The sequence below is a fragment of the Brevibacterium sp. CFH 10365 genome, assembly GCF_009299785.1.
GTDB classification, from domain to species: domain Bacteria; phylum Actinomycetota; class Actinomycetes; order Actinomycetales; family Brevibacteriaceae; genus Brevibacterium; species Brevibacterium limosum.
The window spans coordinates 714328-728320 of record NZ_VIGO01000001.1 but is presented as its reverse complement, the minus strand read 5'-3'; the positions used below and the strand labels follow the sequence as shown (position 1 = coordinate 728320).

Sequence of the window (13993 nt, the reverse complement as noted above, 5' to 3'; positions counted from 1 at the left end):
GCGGCAGTCCGTGGCGCGAGGAGCAGAGCAGATAGAAGCAGGGAACTTTTCACATGACTGATACTCAACTGGTGATCATCGGATCGGGTCCAGCCGGCTACACCGCAGCCGTCTATGCGGCCCGTGCGAACCTCTCACCGGTCGTCATCGCAGGTTCGGTGACCGCCGGAGGTGAGCTCATGAACACCACCGATGTCGAGAACTTCCCCGGATTCCCCGCCGGCGTTCAGGGACCCGAGCTCATGGAGAGCATGCGTGAACAGGCTGAGAAGTTCGGTGCCGAGGTCATCTACGACGATGTCGAGACTCTCAAGCTCAATCCCGGCGCCCACGAGATCGAGACCGCTCTGGGCGCGCGCTACACGGCCAAGGCTGTGATCCTCGCAACCGGTTCGGCCTACCGCGAGCTGGGACTGCCCAATGAGAAGAAGCTCTCCGGTCACGGAGTCAGCTGGTGTGCCACCTGTGACGGATTCTTCTTCCGCGATCAGCACATCGCTGTCATCGGCGGAGGCGACTCCGCTCTCGAGGAAGCGACCTTCCTGACCCGTTTCGCGTCCAAAGTCACCCTGGTTCACCGTCGGCAGGAGCTGCGTGCTTCGCAGGCCCTGCAGGATCGTGCGAACGCCGATGAGAAGCTCGAGTTCCTCCTCGACTCCGAAGTCGCCGAAGTCCATGGTGAGGACTCGCTCACCGGCCTGACCATCCGCAGCACCGTCACCGGGGAGACCTCAGAGTTGCCCGTGACCGGAATGTTCGTGGCCATCGGTTCTGATCCACGAACAAGCCTCTTCGCCGATCAGCTCGAGATGCGCGCCGATGGATATCTCAGCGTCGATGGTCGCACCTCGAAGACGTCTGTCGAAGGCGTTTTCGCTGCCGGCGATGTCATCGACTCCGTATACCGACAGGCGATCACTGCCGCCGGTTCGGGATGTTCGGCGGCACTCGACGCCGAACACTACCTCGGTGATCTCGACGCTGCTTCCAAGCCCGCCCTGGTGGAAGCAGCCGTGGCGGAAGCAACCGTCGCTTCCTGATCACCACTCTGCTGTGTCCGGCTCCGTTCTCCCGCATTGGACGGGAGGCGCGGGTCGGTAAGGGAATGAAAGACCCAGCTCCACTGTTCTGCTAGAGACATTCGTTGTGAAGGAAGGTTACTCATGTCGACAGAAGTCACTGACGCAACATTCGAAGAGAACGTCTTGAAGTCCGACAAGCCCGTGCTCGTCGATTTCTGGGCTCCTTGGTGCGGCCCCTGCCGTATGGTCAGCCCGATCGTTGACCAGATCGCAGAAGAGCACGGAGACAAGCTCAACGTGGTCAAGGTCAACACCGACGAGAACCTCGAGACCGCGAGCACCTATGGAATCACCTCGATTCCCGCACTCTACGTCTTCAAGGACGGCGAGGTCGCCAAGACCATCATCGGCGCGCGTCCGAAGCCTGCTCTCGAGGATGAGCTCTCCGACTTCATCTGATCGAGTTCTAAGGCGCCTGTTGTACTATCAACGGGCGCCTTAGGCATATCTGAGCGCCACTGGACACTGACCCTCGAACCGCATCACCGAAGATTGGCACCGCATTGACGAACACGAACCTACCGCGCTATTCGCGTGGCGACATTTCTGAGATGCTGCCCAATATCAAGGCTCAGATGGCGCGGCTGGGACTCAATGTCGGCGATACCGAGACCGCGGATTTCGATCGCGCCTTCGAGCTGGGTGTCAGGCAGTTCCAGCAAGACCGTGGAATCCTGTGCGACGGTGTGCTCGGCCCCGAGACGTTCTCAGAACTCGAACAGGCCCGATATCAGCTGGGCGACCGGGTACTCCGATTCGACCCCGTCAGGGTCCTTACAGGCGACGATGTGGTCAACCTCCAGACCAAGCTCGCCGGTCTCGGCTTCTATCCGGGACGCATCGATTCCGAGTATGCTGCTCGCACCGAGGCAGCTGTCAAAGAACTGCAGATGAGTCTGGGTACGAAGGTCGATGGAGTGACAGGACCCCAGACTCTGCGCGGGCTCGATGCGATCGACCGCAATCAGGACACCGGCAATCTCTTTGCGCTCCAAGAGCGAGCACGAGTGGCAGCATCGGGAACCTCGTTGGTCGGCCGGACGTTTGTCATCGAGGCAGCAACTACAGTTGTAGATTTCCAGACGCTGCCGATGACTGATGAGCAGTCAGCTCTCGAACGTCAGATCACTCTCGATATTTCAAGCCGCCTTGTAGGACGGTTGGAAGCCATCGGGGCCGGAGCGCTGCTCTTGGAAGGCGATGCGGTTGAGGTCAATCGGGCGGATTCGCTAGGGGCATCCGCTGTCATAACGGTGACCGCTGACGTCAGCAAATCCAAGGACGCCAACGGCATTGCAACCTTCTTCTTCGGGCACGAACGTCAGTCAGATCTCAACTCACCGACAGGACAGAAGCTCGCGGAGCTCATTCAAGGTGAAGTCGTCGCTCGCACCGGGATGCTGGACTGTCGCACACACGCTCGCACGTGGTCGTCACTCAAACGTCTCAAGACTCCCAAGGTCCATGTCGTCAGCGGATACCTGACGAATCCAGAGGATCTGGAAAGCCTGCAAGATCCCCATGTGCGTGATTCAATCGCTGATGGCATCGCGGCCGCATTGCAACGCGTCTACATCCTGGAAGACAAAGATCCGCAGACCGGCACGCTCAGTCTCGATGCCATCAAAGCTCTGAGCTGATTTCCCCACTAGTCTGAAATAGCGCCTCAATGCCGTGCTCCGTCAGTGGAGCACGGCATTGTTATCTTGATTCGCTTTGGCTACGACCCGATTCCCTCTAAATATCGACTGGGCCAGCCTGAAGGACGCTCGCCGAACCCACAGCTACGGCTATTGTGCTCGGTGGTCATGCCTTTCCCTCGTCGTAGAGCGGGTGAAGCAGAGGCGCGCATATCCAAGCCGACTAGAAGATGGTAGATGCATCGCGACCGATAGCATGTAACGAGTCCTGATGTTTCATGTGAAACGTTCTTCGCCCACTGTCATCTTCCAACGAGGCTCAGCTTTTAAGGAGTTGACTTCTTGAAAGCAACATATTTCGATCCAGCATCCCCAAACGATAGCTTCTACTTGTCGGTCTGAATGCACGTGCAGGAGCTTGCCCGCAGGCACAATGTTTCACGTGAAACCTCGAGTGCCTGGGGTTTCGAGCCTCTAGATCGGTAGGATACTCAAACCCCGCGGCGGTAAACATCGCCGTTTCACGTGAAACATAATCCTGATACCGTTTTGTCCCGGCCTACCGAGCTCTAGGCAATTAACGGCCCAATTGACGAACTCTAAGAACCCCCGGAATGACCGAGCATTGTCCTCCCGCTGAAATGGCGCTTCTCAAACCGTGCGTAACGGCGAGAAATGGTGCTCTCTCGAATACGGCCATCCTGAAGTCGTCTGCGACCGCAGAATGGCGTTTCACGTGAAGCTAGAGGACGGCTTCAGACTAGAATTCTACAATCCCGCCACAGGGACCCCGGCTAATGGTGCTCCGTCATGCCTAGTAAGACGCCATAACAGACGCCGATTCGCTACCTTAAGTCGAGGAACGCTCGCGAATGCATAAGCCCACATCGCGAATGCATAAGCCTCATAGTGAGCCACGAGCTCCCACCACAGCAGATCGGTACTACACAGTCTGGGAACCAGAAGCTGCTCTGACCGGTGCAAAGAAGCGACGAATTCTGACCCAACGTTCGCGTTACGTTTCACGTGGAACAGACCCGGCGTCAAATGGAAACAGGTTACACGCTAGAAACGGTCTTCTGAGTACTCTTCACACGGTGTTCGACCGTCGCCGGCGGCCAAGGATCCAAAGGCAAACAACCGCTTTCCAAAGCGATGACACCGTCGTTTCACGTGAAACGCCAGTTCACATGTCCGTAACTGCAGCTCCGGATGGTCACGCTAGGCGAGCGTACCCAGGTTCGAGCATTAGATCCCGCTTACATAACCGACGTCGATAGTTCCCCTCAGATAGAGATGTCCCAATAGATCTCGATACGGGGATTGGTGCGGCTGCGAGTTCTGTACAGCACAGCCGAAGACCAGCAGAGTGTCAGCCGCCCGCAGACATCACCGTTGACGGCGACCCGACCGATCCGGACCAAACGACCGACCCACAATTGAGCAGACCCCGTGGTCGGCCGAGTGCCGTGACAGGAGCCTATCTAGGCACAACTGGGGTCATCCGAAAGAACCTCATAGATCATCGAACAGGATGGGCCGAGGATAGCGGGCGTTAAGCCGAATATACCAGCTTCCGCGGGGCCGCCCAGCGCTTTGTCTCTTGGACAACGTACAAATGGACGCGTTTCACGTGAAACAACCAATATCCTGGGTATTTCTGAAGGGCGTGGACCTCAATCAGCATCTGCCAGTTCTGGAAGTTGTACGGAGTAGCTCAGACACACCCCCAGTCCATCGACCGAACGCAGTAACTATCTGTTCGCCTATAACGCCCAATGAGAATCGCCCAATGCCGGTCGGGTCGATCCTGCCACCGTCGCAGAGTTCAGAGCTCAAAGTTGAGAGCTAGAATCTCGCGGCCAATTCCCTATTGTTTCACGTGAAACGGGGCCTGTAATGAACTTAGCTGGTATACGATGGTCTGCAGCGCTAAGGCGTCCGCAAGCGTCGGTGTACCGGTCATTCCGGTTGATGCAATCATCTCGGTGCCAGCCCTAACCCCAGTGCGAGGAGGCCAACGAGCATCCCGTAGCGCTATCGTATCCGCAACACTCGGGATACTGCCCATTCTGAACTCTCTGACTTCCAGCATCTCCCTGAAATGGGATGCCTGGGTTTGTAAGCGTTTACGTTGATCCGAAGTGCCAATCCGCCACCAGTGCTTTGTATAAACTCTATTCGGGGCCAGGTGCGTATCCGTGATTCAACCGTCAGATGCAAGATCAGAGACCTAAACACCATCTAAATTCGCCGTGAGGTTTCACGTGAAACACCACCCGAAAACGAGCACGACAAATAGGCAGAGACGAGCACCGGCAACGACATAGTACCTGTCGACCGAAGAAGCACGTTAGTTTCACGTGAAACGCAATCACAATAGTAGCTTGTCAGCTCCCCAGCAGTCGGTTTCAGCTCCACGAAGAATGGGTACTTAATGGCCACCTATCTATAGCTATCGCCGAGAAGGTGATTGAAGTAATCAATAGACTCCAAGAAGGCAAAGGGCTGATCAGCAATCTGTAGCCGCCGATCACGCGGAGGCGTTGTCGTAGACCCATTCGCGGAAGCAGTCACTGCCTTCTTCCAAGAGCACTGTCCGAAGCCTACGAACGCGTTTCACGTGAAACGCCGACTGAACAGCCGAAACCAAAGGAGCCTCTACCGGTGAAATCCGGGCTGCTGACATACCTACGGACCTATCTACAGTCCTTGTCCTGAACACGGCTGCTTCCAGTCGCCCTGAATGCAGCTGGGCCCCGCGATGAAAATCGCGGGGCCCTTCGTATTCTATTGCGATCTGCTCAGAGTGCATCCTCATTCGAGATCCCCAGCAAGCTGAGGATACGGTCAAGATCCTCGTGGTTGGCGAACTCCACGCTGAGCTTACCTTTCTTCTTACCGACGGAGATATTCACTTTGGTATCGAGCCGGTCGCCCAATCGCTCCGCCACAGCCAGGAACTCCGGGGCCACCTTCGTTGTTGCACGTGAAACGTTGATCGAATCCCCACGGTTGAGCAGGACGACGGCCTCTTCGGAAGCGCGTACAGACAGTCCTTCTGCAACGATTCGCTGCGCAAGCACTTCCATGTGCTCAGGATCGCGCAATCCCAGAATGGCCCGAGCGTGGCCGGCGGAGATGACGCCGGCAGCAACTCGGCGCTGCACCAGAGGGGGAAGGCGAAGCAGCCGCAAGGTGTTGGAGATCTGGGGACGAGAACGGCCGATACGCTCTGACAGCTCTTCCTGCGTGCACCCGAAGTCCTCGAGCAGCTGCCCATATGCCGCTGCCTCTTCAAGGGGATTGAGCTCCGCACGGTGGAGATTCTCCAACAGTGCATCCCGCAGAAGATCAGTATCTTCGACATACCGAATGATCGCCGGAATCGTGGATAGCCCGGCATCCTTCGTGGCACGGAGACGCCGCTCACCCATAATGAGTTCGAAGCGGGAGCGGTCGCTCGGCTTCTGCCTGACCACGACGGGCTGAAGGACACCGATCTCACGGATGCTGTGGACCAACTCGGCGAGCAGGTCTTCATCGAAGACGGTACGAGGCTGCCTGGGGTTCGCGTCGATGAGGTCGACGTCGATCTCCCCGAATTCTGTGTCTGGGATCGACTCGACGCCGTCGTAGTCCTCGAGGTCACCATCGCCGGAGGCCTGCGACTTGTGATCGTCGCTTGCGTCGTCAGTTGCGGAGGACGACCGGTCTTCTTCCGCGGAATCGGCAACGGCGGAGGTCTGACTTGCAGCAGACGAGGTTGCCGCCGTCTGGACCTCGTCTTCCTCGGCCACCGAGGTCAACGAGACTACATCAGTAGTGTCATTCTCTTCCTTGGCCCGGAGTTCTTCCGCCTTGTCGTGGTCCTCGTGACGATCGGAGGAGGTGTACACACCCGGATGAGTTTCATGAACTTCTTCGTCCGCCGATCTCGTCGCCGAAGCGGTCGATGCTGACTCCGCCGCCTGCGTGTCTGCATCTTGATCTGCGGTGACGTCAGCCGACTCATCGGCGGCGGCTTGACCGGCCTTGGATTCTGCAGATGAAGCAGAAGCAGTCGTCTTGTCATCGGATCCGCCTACCGCGGAGTCTGAAGCTGGAGCCGGGGGTGTCTTCCGGGTACGGGTCTTCGTCGCTGCAGAGGCCTTCTCTGTCTGCTCAGCAGTGGACGAGGCGGTGGAAGAGCCGGCCTTATTCTTCGATGCACCCGACTTCGCCGTCGACGACTTCGACGACGTCGTCGTCTTGGACGCCGCCGTCTTGGATGTCGTCGGCTTGATGGTCGTGGTCTTGGACGCGGTCGTCTTCGGCCGCGAGGAGTCTGACGCAGATGTCTGGGCAGCCGAGGACTTGGAAGCTGCCGACTTCGAGGATGTCGAGTTCGACTCGGCCGCCTTGGACTGCTTTGCGTTGGAAGTTCCTGCCTTCGACGTTGCCGACTTCGATGGGGTCGTCTTCGCAGCAGTCTTCGAACCGGCGGTGTTCGCCTCTGCAGCCTTCTCGGATGCCGTAGTCGTCGATTTCGTCGTACCTGCCGCCTTCGGCTTCCGACGCCGAGATGACTGCATCGATGCAGCCGGGTCGGTACGGGCGGTACGCGAGGTCTTCGCCTCGCCCTCACTCTTGCCCTCTTCCGTGTTGCCACCGGAGAAGAAGACATCAACCGGACGATCATTGGAGTTCGCGTCGGGGATCAATGCTCCGAGCCCGCGGCCCAGGCCTCTCTTCTTTCGTTCAACCACGACTTACTCCTCGATTCGCAATTTCTTCAGCTGCTTCCCGATACGACAGGGCGCCGCTTGAGTGTGGGTCATATGAGATCACGGTCTGCCCGTAGCTCGGGGCTTCGGAGATCCTCACCGATCGGGGAATCGCCGTGCCCAGCACCTGTTCCGGGAAATGAGTGCGCACATCCTCGGCGACCTGAGCGCTGAGATTCGTGCGTCCGTCATACATCGTCAGCAGAATGGTCGAAATCGCCAGTTCGGGATTGAGATGCTTCTGAATGAGCTGAATGTTCTTCAGCAGCTGACTGAGCCCCTCGAGGGCATAGTATTCGCACTGGATCGGGATGAGGACTTCGCGAGCGGCCACGAAGGCGTTGACGGTCAGCAGGCCCAGGCTGGGCGGGCAGTCGATGATGATGTAGTCGACGCGGTCTCCGGCTGCCTCCTCTTCTCTGAGATAGATGCCCAAGGCACGCTGGAGTCGCTGTTCCCGCGCAACGAGGGATACGAGCTCGATCTCCGCACCGGCCAGATCGATGGTGGCCGGCACACACTTCAGCGTTTCGAAGTCAGGACACTGAGCCACTGCCTCCCGCATCGGCACATCGTCGATGAGGACGTCGTAGATGCTCGTGACCTCGGAATAGTGGTCGATGCCCAGGGCGGTGCTCGCATTGCCCTGCGGATCGATGTCAACGAGCAGGACGTTGAGCCCCTGGTTGGCCAGGGCGGCTGCGATGTTCACCGCCGTCGTGGTCTTTCCGACGCCACCCTTCTGGTTCGCGATCGTGAAGATACGGGTCGAGTCCGGCCGTGGAAAGGTTGTCTGCGACAGTCGATCCGCACGCCGGTTGTCCCGTGCAATCGCGGCACCAATGGGAGACGACTCATCCATGATCGGCATAGGGCGCACTCCATCATCCATCGGTTTCACAAGGCTCTGGTCCAGCCTAGACCCACTCTACTTCGTACTATTTCTTGACGATCTCGACGACACGACTCGGGACTTCGAGGAGGCCGCCGCCATCGACGACATGGACCTTCGGCTGTGACAGTCGGTATCGCTTGATCAGCTTCTTCGCCTTGACCAGCTCACCTTCGACCGAGGCTCCCTTGAGCGCGAGCATCCGGCCTCCGGGGCTCATGACCTCGCGGGTCCATTCGATGAGAGTCGTCATCGCTTTGACCGCCCGTGCAGTGACGACCGTGAACATCTCCTCGTCGACGAGTTCCTCGACGCGTGCCCGGACGATTCTCACATTGCTCAGTCCCAGATCATCGACCACCATGCCCAGCCATTCGACGCGGCGCTCCATCGGCTCGATGAGGACGACCTTCGCCTCGGGGCGCATCAGTGCGATCGGAATGCCGGGCAGGCCGGCCCCGCTGCCGACATCCCCGACGACATCGTTCTCATCGATGTGCTCGGCGACGACGGCGCAGTTGAGGATATGCCGGGTCCAAAGACGATCGACTTCGCGTGGACCGATCAGGCCCCACTCGATTCCGGTCGTGGCCAGATGCTCGGCGTACCGCTGCGCGGCAGGATACGCCGCACCGAAGTACTCTTCGGTGCCGGTCGGAGGCGTTTCGATCTCCGCCGTCGTCGACTCGTTCGAGAGCTCGGCGTCGTTATCGGGCTGGTCAGTCATCGGCGAGCCGGATGACGACATGACGACCGTCGCCCTCACCGTCGGACTCCGACACCAGACCGGCGCGGGCCGCCTGGTCGTGGATGATCTTGCGCTCGAAGCTGTTCATCGGCTTGAAGGCGAACTCGTCGCCGCCGTCCTTGACTTCGTCGATGGCACGCTTGGCCGTTCTGATGAGCTCTTCGCGACGGCTGCTGCGGAAGCCGTCGATATCGAGCATCAGCCAGGAACGCTGACCGGTCTGCGTCTGCACAGCCAGACGGCTGAGTTCCTGCAGCGCCCCGAGGGTGCGTCCCTCACGGCCGACCAGAGTGGCCAGGTTCGAGTCCTCGTCGTCTTCGCAGACGATGGACAGCTGGGCACGGCCATCGGCGACGTCGATGTCGATGTCGCCGTCGATATCGGCCAGATCCAGCAGCTCTTCGAGGTAGTCTGCGGCGATCTCGCCCTCTTCTTCGAGGAGTTCGGCACGGCTCGGCTTCGTCGAGGTCTCCTCCGAAGTCTGTTCGGAGGTCTCGTCGATCTTCTCTTCGGTCATGTCTGTCCTCAGCGCTTCTTGTTCTTCTTACGGTTCTTGCTCACAGGCTGCTGCCGCTGGCCGCTCTTCTTCGGGGCCTCCTCGGTGACGGTCGATCCCTTTAGCTCATCCTGCTTCACGGTCTTGCCCTTGCGAGCCTTGCGCTCAAGCATCTCCTTCTCGGCCTTCGAGCCGGGAGCGGGCATATTGCGGATGACCATGTGCTGCTGGGCCATCGTCCAGGTGTTCGAGACGAGCCAGTAGATGAGGACACCGAGCGGGAAGTAGATGCCGCCGATGCCGAAGACGAGCGGCATCACGTAGAGCAGCATCTTCTGCGACTGCATCATCGGGTTGGCCATGGCCGACTCCGACATGTTCTTCGCCATCATCTGCTTCTGCGTGATGAACATGGTGGCGGCCATGACGACGATGAGGACGCCGGTGAGCAGCTTGACTGCGAAGCCCGGGTCGGTGAAGACCGCAGAAAGGCTGATGCCGAAGATCGAAGAGTTCTCGGCCTGAATCGCCAGCTGCTGCGTGAAACCGCCGATCGCGCCGACAGAGCCATCGGCGACCTTCGGCATGTTGTGGATGACGCGGAAGAGCGAGAAGAAGATCGGCATCTGCACGAGCAGCGGCAGACACGAGGCCCAGGGGCTGGTTTTGTTGTCGCGGAACAGCGACATCTGCTCTTCGGCCATTGCCTGGCGCGAGTACTGGTCCTTCTTGCCCTTGTACTTCGCCTGCAGGCGCTGGATCTCCGGCTGCAGCAGCTGCATCTTGCGCTGCGACTTGATCTGGTAGACGAAGAGAGGGATGAGGAGAGCGCGGATGACCACGGTCAGTCCGGCGATCGAGAGCACCCACGTCCAACCGCTGTCGGCAGGCAGGCCGATCGCGGTGAAGATCTCGTGGAAGATCGCGAGGATCCAAGCAACTACCCACTGCAGCGGGTAGAGCAGCTTGTCCATCCAGTCCATTCAGTTCTCCTCGTTACACCGATTCTTGCGCGAAGTTCATTTTGCCATTGTTCACAGGTCTGCGCGACACGACGTGTGCCCCGAGGCAGTCCCCTTGTTCGCGCCCGCAAGCGGGCTGCGAGTTCGTTCTGTTCAGCTGTGTGCCTGACCGCGGTGGATAGTCTTGGACCTGGCCTCCCGCGCTGAGCCCGGCACATGGTCGACACCGCCGTGCGACCACGGATTGCAACGCAGTACGCGCCACCCAGTTAACACCACGCCCTTGAGAACTCCGTGTATCTCGAAAGCCTCGAGACCGTACATGGAGCAGCTGGGGTAGTAGCGGCAGACTTGGCCGTAGAGAGGTGAGATCACGATTCGGTAGGCCCGGATGAACCAGACGAACGGCATCCTCGGACCGACCAGGACGATCCAGCCCAGTGTGGGCCAGAATCCGACGGGCCGGCGGGGCACCTCGGAGACATGTCTCAGATCATGCTCGGCGTCCACGACGTTCCAGCTTCTTCTCTGCCTTGGCCAGCAGTTCATCGACCTCGGCTGACAGAACAGCGAAGTCGGCCTGCCCGGCATGCGGCAGCGCTCGGATGACGAACAGGTCTCCCGCTCTCAGGTCACCGAGGCGGGCCCGCATGATCTCCCGCAGGCGACGTTTGGTGCGGTTGCGCACCACTGCGTTTCCGACGGCCTTGGATACGATGAAACCCACGCGCGCAGCGTGGGTATCATCGGTGTCTCTCAGGCTGTGCGCCATGAGATGCTCTGAGCGCACCCGGACCCCGGCCCTGAAGATTCGTCTGAAGTCTTCGCCGCTGCGGATCCGATGTGCCGCGTCAAGCATGCTCAGGCCGAAATGTCGGAACGTCCCTTGCGACGACGTGCAGCCAGGATCGAGCGGCCCGCGCGGGTGCGCATACGCAGACGGAAGCCGTGCTTCTTGGCGCGCTTACGGTTATTGGGCTGGAATGTACGCTTGCTCACTTCAGTCTCCGATTTCTAGGTTGCGGGTGAACGCCGGTGCGTTCTCACAAAAAACGGCGGTGCGAGTCTCGACCGCCGAGCACTCCTGTGCATAAGAGCCAAAAGATAATCAGGATAATCGGATGAAGCCCGGTACACAGGACACTCCATCTTAGCGAGGCGGCATCCGAGCGGTCAAACGGGATCCGCATGTTTCACGTCACGCTCGTCCGGAATTCATCCCCGTTCGCGTCCCCGTCACCAGAGTTCGTCCACAAGTCACACCCATGTAGTTTTCCACAAGCTTATCCACCAGTGTGGAGATTCACTGGGCAGAGTCGGCAAGAGTCCACATTCTGTGGAAAACTATGTGGAAGTCATGCACAGGTGTGGATCACGCCAGAACGAATCTTTTTGAAAGCTGAGGAAATGTGACGGTGTCGAATTCCAAGAATGAGCTCATCAGCCGCTGGCGCACGGTGGTCTCTACCCTGGATCAGGACCCTGAACTCACGGCCCACCAGAGGGGATTCCTCTCCCTCGCCGTGCCCAAGGCCCTCGTCGACAATGCCCTCGTCCTTCTCGCCGTACGCGACGAACACACGCGCCGCACAATTGAGACCCGACTGCTCGGACCGCTGACCAGAGAATTCTCCAAGGTCCTCGGTTTCGAGGTGACCTTCGGCTTCGTCGTCGATCCCGAACTCGACGTGCCGATCCGCTTCGAAGATCTCATCGGAGAGCCGACCCCGGGACCGCAGGTTCCCATCGATCCGGTCACGTCCACCTCGGCGACGGGATCGCCTGAAACCGCCCCCGCCGAGGCGACCGAACCCGTGCGTCCGAGCCCCGCCGAGCATTCAGCGCCCGGGTTCGCCCAACCGCAGCAGAGTCAGCAGCCGGCCGCGCAGCCTCAGAGTGCGCAGATGCCGAATGCCCAGACGTCGGCCCCCCAGGCACCCGCGATGCCGATGTCGGCCCCGCAGCAGCCTCAGTCTCCGGCCGAATCGGGGATGACTGACCGTGAGATGAAGATCGCCGAGGCGACCGCCGCCCCGATGGGCCCTCCTGTCGATGCACCCGGTGTCGCTCAGCTCAACCCGAAGTACACCTTCGACACCTTCGTCATCGGTGCCTCGAACCGATTCGCCCACGCCGCGGCCTTCGCCGTCGCCGAGGCCCCGGCCAAGGCCTATAACCCTCTGTTCATCTATGGGGACTCGGGACTGGGCAAGACCCATCTGCTCCATGCGATCGGCTACTACGCGACGCAGCTGTTCCCCGAGATCCGCGTGAAGTACGTCTCCAGCGAAGAGTTCGTCAACGACTTCATCAATACGATCGGCTCGTCGAAGACCTCGAACGCGCTGCGTCCGGCCTTTCAGCGCCGCTACCGTGAAGTCGACATCCTCATGATCGACGACATCCAGTTCCTGCAGGGCAAGGATGCGACCGTCGAGGAGTTCTTCCATACCTTCAACGCCCTGCACAACGAGGCCAAACAGGTCGTCATCACCTCCGATCAGCCGCCGAAGATGCTCAAGGGCTTCGAGGAGCGGCTGCGCTCCAGGTTCGAATGGGGTCTGCTCACCGACGTCCAGCCGCCGGATATGGAGACCCGGTTCGCGATTCTGCGTCGCAAGGCCGCAGCCGAACAGCTCGATGTCCCCGACGATGTCCTCGAATACATCGCCTCCCGTGTGTCCTCGAACATCCGGGAGCTCGAAGGCGCCCTCATCCGCGTCACCGCTTTCGCCAACCTCAACGATCAGCAGATCGACGTCTCCTTGGCCGAGACCGTCCTCAAGGACTTCATCACCCCCGACGACACCCCCGCTGTCTCGGCCGCAGACATCATGGGCCAGACGGCCGCCTACTTCAGCCTCACCCTCGACGACCTGTGCGGAACCTCCCGATCACGGACGCTGACCACGGCCAGACAGATCGCCATGTACCTGTGCCGTGAGCTCACCGATCTCTCCCTGCCGAAGATCGGCCAAGCATTCGGTGGACGCGATCACACCACTGTGATGCACGCGAACAAGAAGATTCGAACTCAGATGGCCGAACGACGGGCCGTCTACACACAGGTCACCGAACTCACAAACCGCATTAAACAACAGCACCGCCTATAGAAGACGCCATACACATCTGTGGATAACCCTGGGGAAAATTGCTCACAGCTGGGGACAGAGCGGTGGACAGAACCGCTGCACGAGTGGAAAGATGTGAACTACATGCTTGTGTTTACCCAGGCGCCCACCGACGCTTCCGTCGCGGTGCACATGGCATCCACAAGCTCATGATCGACTGAGACCCTTGATTACTCTGGGGTAGGCAGCACTTATCCACAATCTCCACAGGTGCTGATACTTCTACCAAGTGAATTCAACTCTCAAGAGGGCGACCGCCACCGACTGCTGCGGTGG

Annotated in this window: 13 protein-coding genes; 5 read left to right on the top strand and 8 right to left on the bottom strand. The window is 59.5% G+C overall.

What is annotated here, in order from left to right; all coding sequences use genetic code 11:
- Positions 1-53: 53 nt before the first annotated feature.
- From trxB to FHG09_RS03060, 3 genes are all read left to right on the top strand, one after another.
- Complete coding sequence (gene trxB, locus FHG09_RS03070; RefSeq protein ID WP_152346196.1) at positions 54-1040, top strand: thioredoxin-disulfide reductase; 987 nt, start codon at positions 54-56, stop codon at positions 1038-1040.
- 123 nt (positions 1041-1163) lie between these two features.
- On the top strand, positions 1164-1481 hold the full coding sequence (gene trxA, locus FHG09_RS03065) for a thioredoxin (protein ID WP_039211718.1): 318 nt from the start codon (positions 1164-1166) through the stop codon (positions 1479-1481).
- A gap of 152 nt (positions 1482-1633) precedes the next feature.
- The gene (locus tag FHG09_RS03060; RefSeq protein WP_227492509.1) at positions 1634-2722 is read left to right on the top strand and encodes an N-acetylmuramoyl-L-alanine amidase; all 1089 of its coding nucleotides are present in this window, start codon (positions 1634-1636) and stop codon (positions 2720-2722) included.
- A 2804-nt stretch (positions 2723-5526) separates the two neighbouring features.
- Here the strand turns inward: FHG09_RS03060 and FHG09_RS19935 are convergent.
- Complete coding sequence (locus tag FHG09_RS19935) at positions 5527-6621, bottom strand: ParB/RepB/Spo0J family partition protein (RefSeq protein ID WP_227492508.1); 1095 nt, start codon at positions 6619-6621, stop codon at positions 5527-5529.
- Between the two features lie 136 nt (positions 6622-6757).
- On the opposite strand from FHG09_RS19935, the gene FHG09_RS19930 reads away from it, so the two are divergent.
- Positions 6758-7531, top strand: a complete 774-nt coding sequence (locus tag FHG09_RS19930; RefSeq protein WP_227492507.1) for a hypothetical protein — start codon at positions 6758-6760, stop codon at positions 7529-7531.
- Here the strand turns inward: FHG09_RS19930 and FHG09_RS03050 are convergent.
- The 7 genes from FHG09_RS03050 to rpmH form a co-directional block, all read right to left on the bottom strand.
- Positions 7463-8359: a ParA family protein gene (locus FHG09_RS03050; protein WP_152346195.1), complete on the bottom strand. Its 897-nt coding sequence runs from the start codon at positions 8357-8359 to the stop codon at positions 7463-7465. The two genes, FHG09_RS19930 and FHG09_RS03050, sit on opposite strands and share 69 nt — an antisense overlap.
- Before the next feature lie 67 nt (positions 8360-8426).
- Positions 8427-9107 carry a 16S rRNA (guanine(527)-N(7))-methyltransferase RsmG gene (rsmG, locus tag FHG09_RS03045; RefSeq protein WP_152346194.1) on the bottom strand — a complete coding sequence of 227 codons (681 nt, stop codon included), beginning with the start codon at positions 9105-9107 and terminating at the stop codon, positions 8427-8429.
- Complete coding sequence (locus FHG09_RS03040) at positions 9100-9645, bottom strand: protein jag (protein WP_152346193.1); 546 nt, start codon at positions 9643-9645, stop codon at positions 9100-9102. The genes rsmG and FHG09_RS03040 overlap by 8 nt, the downstream gene beginning before the upstream one ends.
- An 8-nt stretch (positions 9646-9653) precedes the next feature.
- On the bottom strand, positions 9654-10607 hold the full coding sequence (gene yidC, locus FHG09_RS03035; protein ID WP_152346192.1) for a membrane protein insertase YidC: 954 nt from the start codon (positions 10605-10607) through the stop codon (positions 9654-9656).
- A 132-nt stretch (positions 10608-10739) separates the two neighbouring features.
- Complete coding sequence (yidD, locus tag FHG09_RS03030) at positions 10740-10997, bottom strand: membrane protein insertion efficiency factor YidD (protein WP_035320820.1); 258 nt, start codon at positions 10995-10997, stop codon at positions 10740-10742.
- A gap of 82 nt (positions 10998-11079) precedes the next feature.
- Positions 11080-11445: a ribonuclease P protein component gene (gene rnpA / locus FHG09_RS03025; RefSeq protein ID WP_152346190.1), complete on the bottom strand. Its 366-nt coding sequence runs from the start codon at positions 11443-11445 to the stop codon at positions 11080-11082.
- A gap of 2 nt (positions 11446-11447) precedes the next feature.
- The gene (gene rpmH / locus FHG09_RS03020; protein ID WP_039211706.1) at positions 11448-11585 is read right to left on the bottom strand and encodes a 50S ribosomal protein L34; all 138 of its coding nucleotides are present in this window, start codon (positions 11583-11585) and stop codon (positions 11448-11450) included.
- 416 nt (positions 11586-12001) lie between these two features.
- On the opposite strand from rpmH, the gene dnaA reads away from it, so the two are divergent.
- A complete protein-coding gene (dnaA, locus tag FHG09_RS03015) occupies positions 12002-13699 on the top strand; it encodes a chromosomal replication initiator protein DnaA (RefSeq protein WP_152346189.1) in 1698 nt (565 codons plus the stop codon).
- Positions 13700-13993 lie beyond the last annotated feature (294 nt).

Coding starts and splice junctions, on each gene's coding strand:
- trxB (WP_152346196.1), top strand. CDS start 54: ATGACTGATACTCAACTGGTGATCATCGGATCGGGTCCAGCCGGCTAC.
- trxA (WP_039211718.1), top strand. CDS start 1,164: ATGTCGACAGAAGTCACTGACGCAACATTCGAAGAGAACGTCTTGAAG.
- FHG09_RS03060 (WP_227492509.1), top strand. CDS start 1,634: ATGCTGCCCAATATCAAGGCTCAGATGGCGCGGCTGGGACTCAATGTC.
- FHG09_RS03050 (WP_152346195.1), bottom strand. CDS start 8,359: ATGCCGATCATGGATGAGTCGTCTCCCATTGGTGCCGCGATTGCACGG.
- rsmG (WP_152346194.1), bottom strand. CDS start 9,107: ATGACTGACCAGCCCGATAACGACGCCGAGCTCTCGAACGAGTCGACG.
- FHG09_RS03040 (WP_152346193.1), bottom strand. CDS start 9,645: ATGACCGAAGAGAAGATCGACGAGACCTCCGAACAGACTTCGGAGGAG.
- yidC (WP_152346192.1), bottom strand. CDS start 10,607: ATGGACTGGATGGACAAGCTGCTCTACCCGCTGCAGTGGGTAGTTGCT.
- yidD (WP_035320820.1), bottom strand. CDS start 10,997: ATGCCGTTCGTCTGGTTCATCCGGGCCTACCGAATCGTGATCTCACCT.
- rnpA (WP_152346190.1), bottom strand. CDS start 11,445: ATGCTTGACGCGGCACATCGGATCCGCAGCGGCGAAGACTTCAGACGA.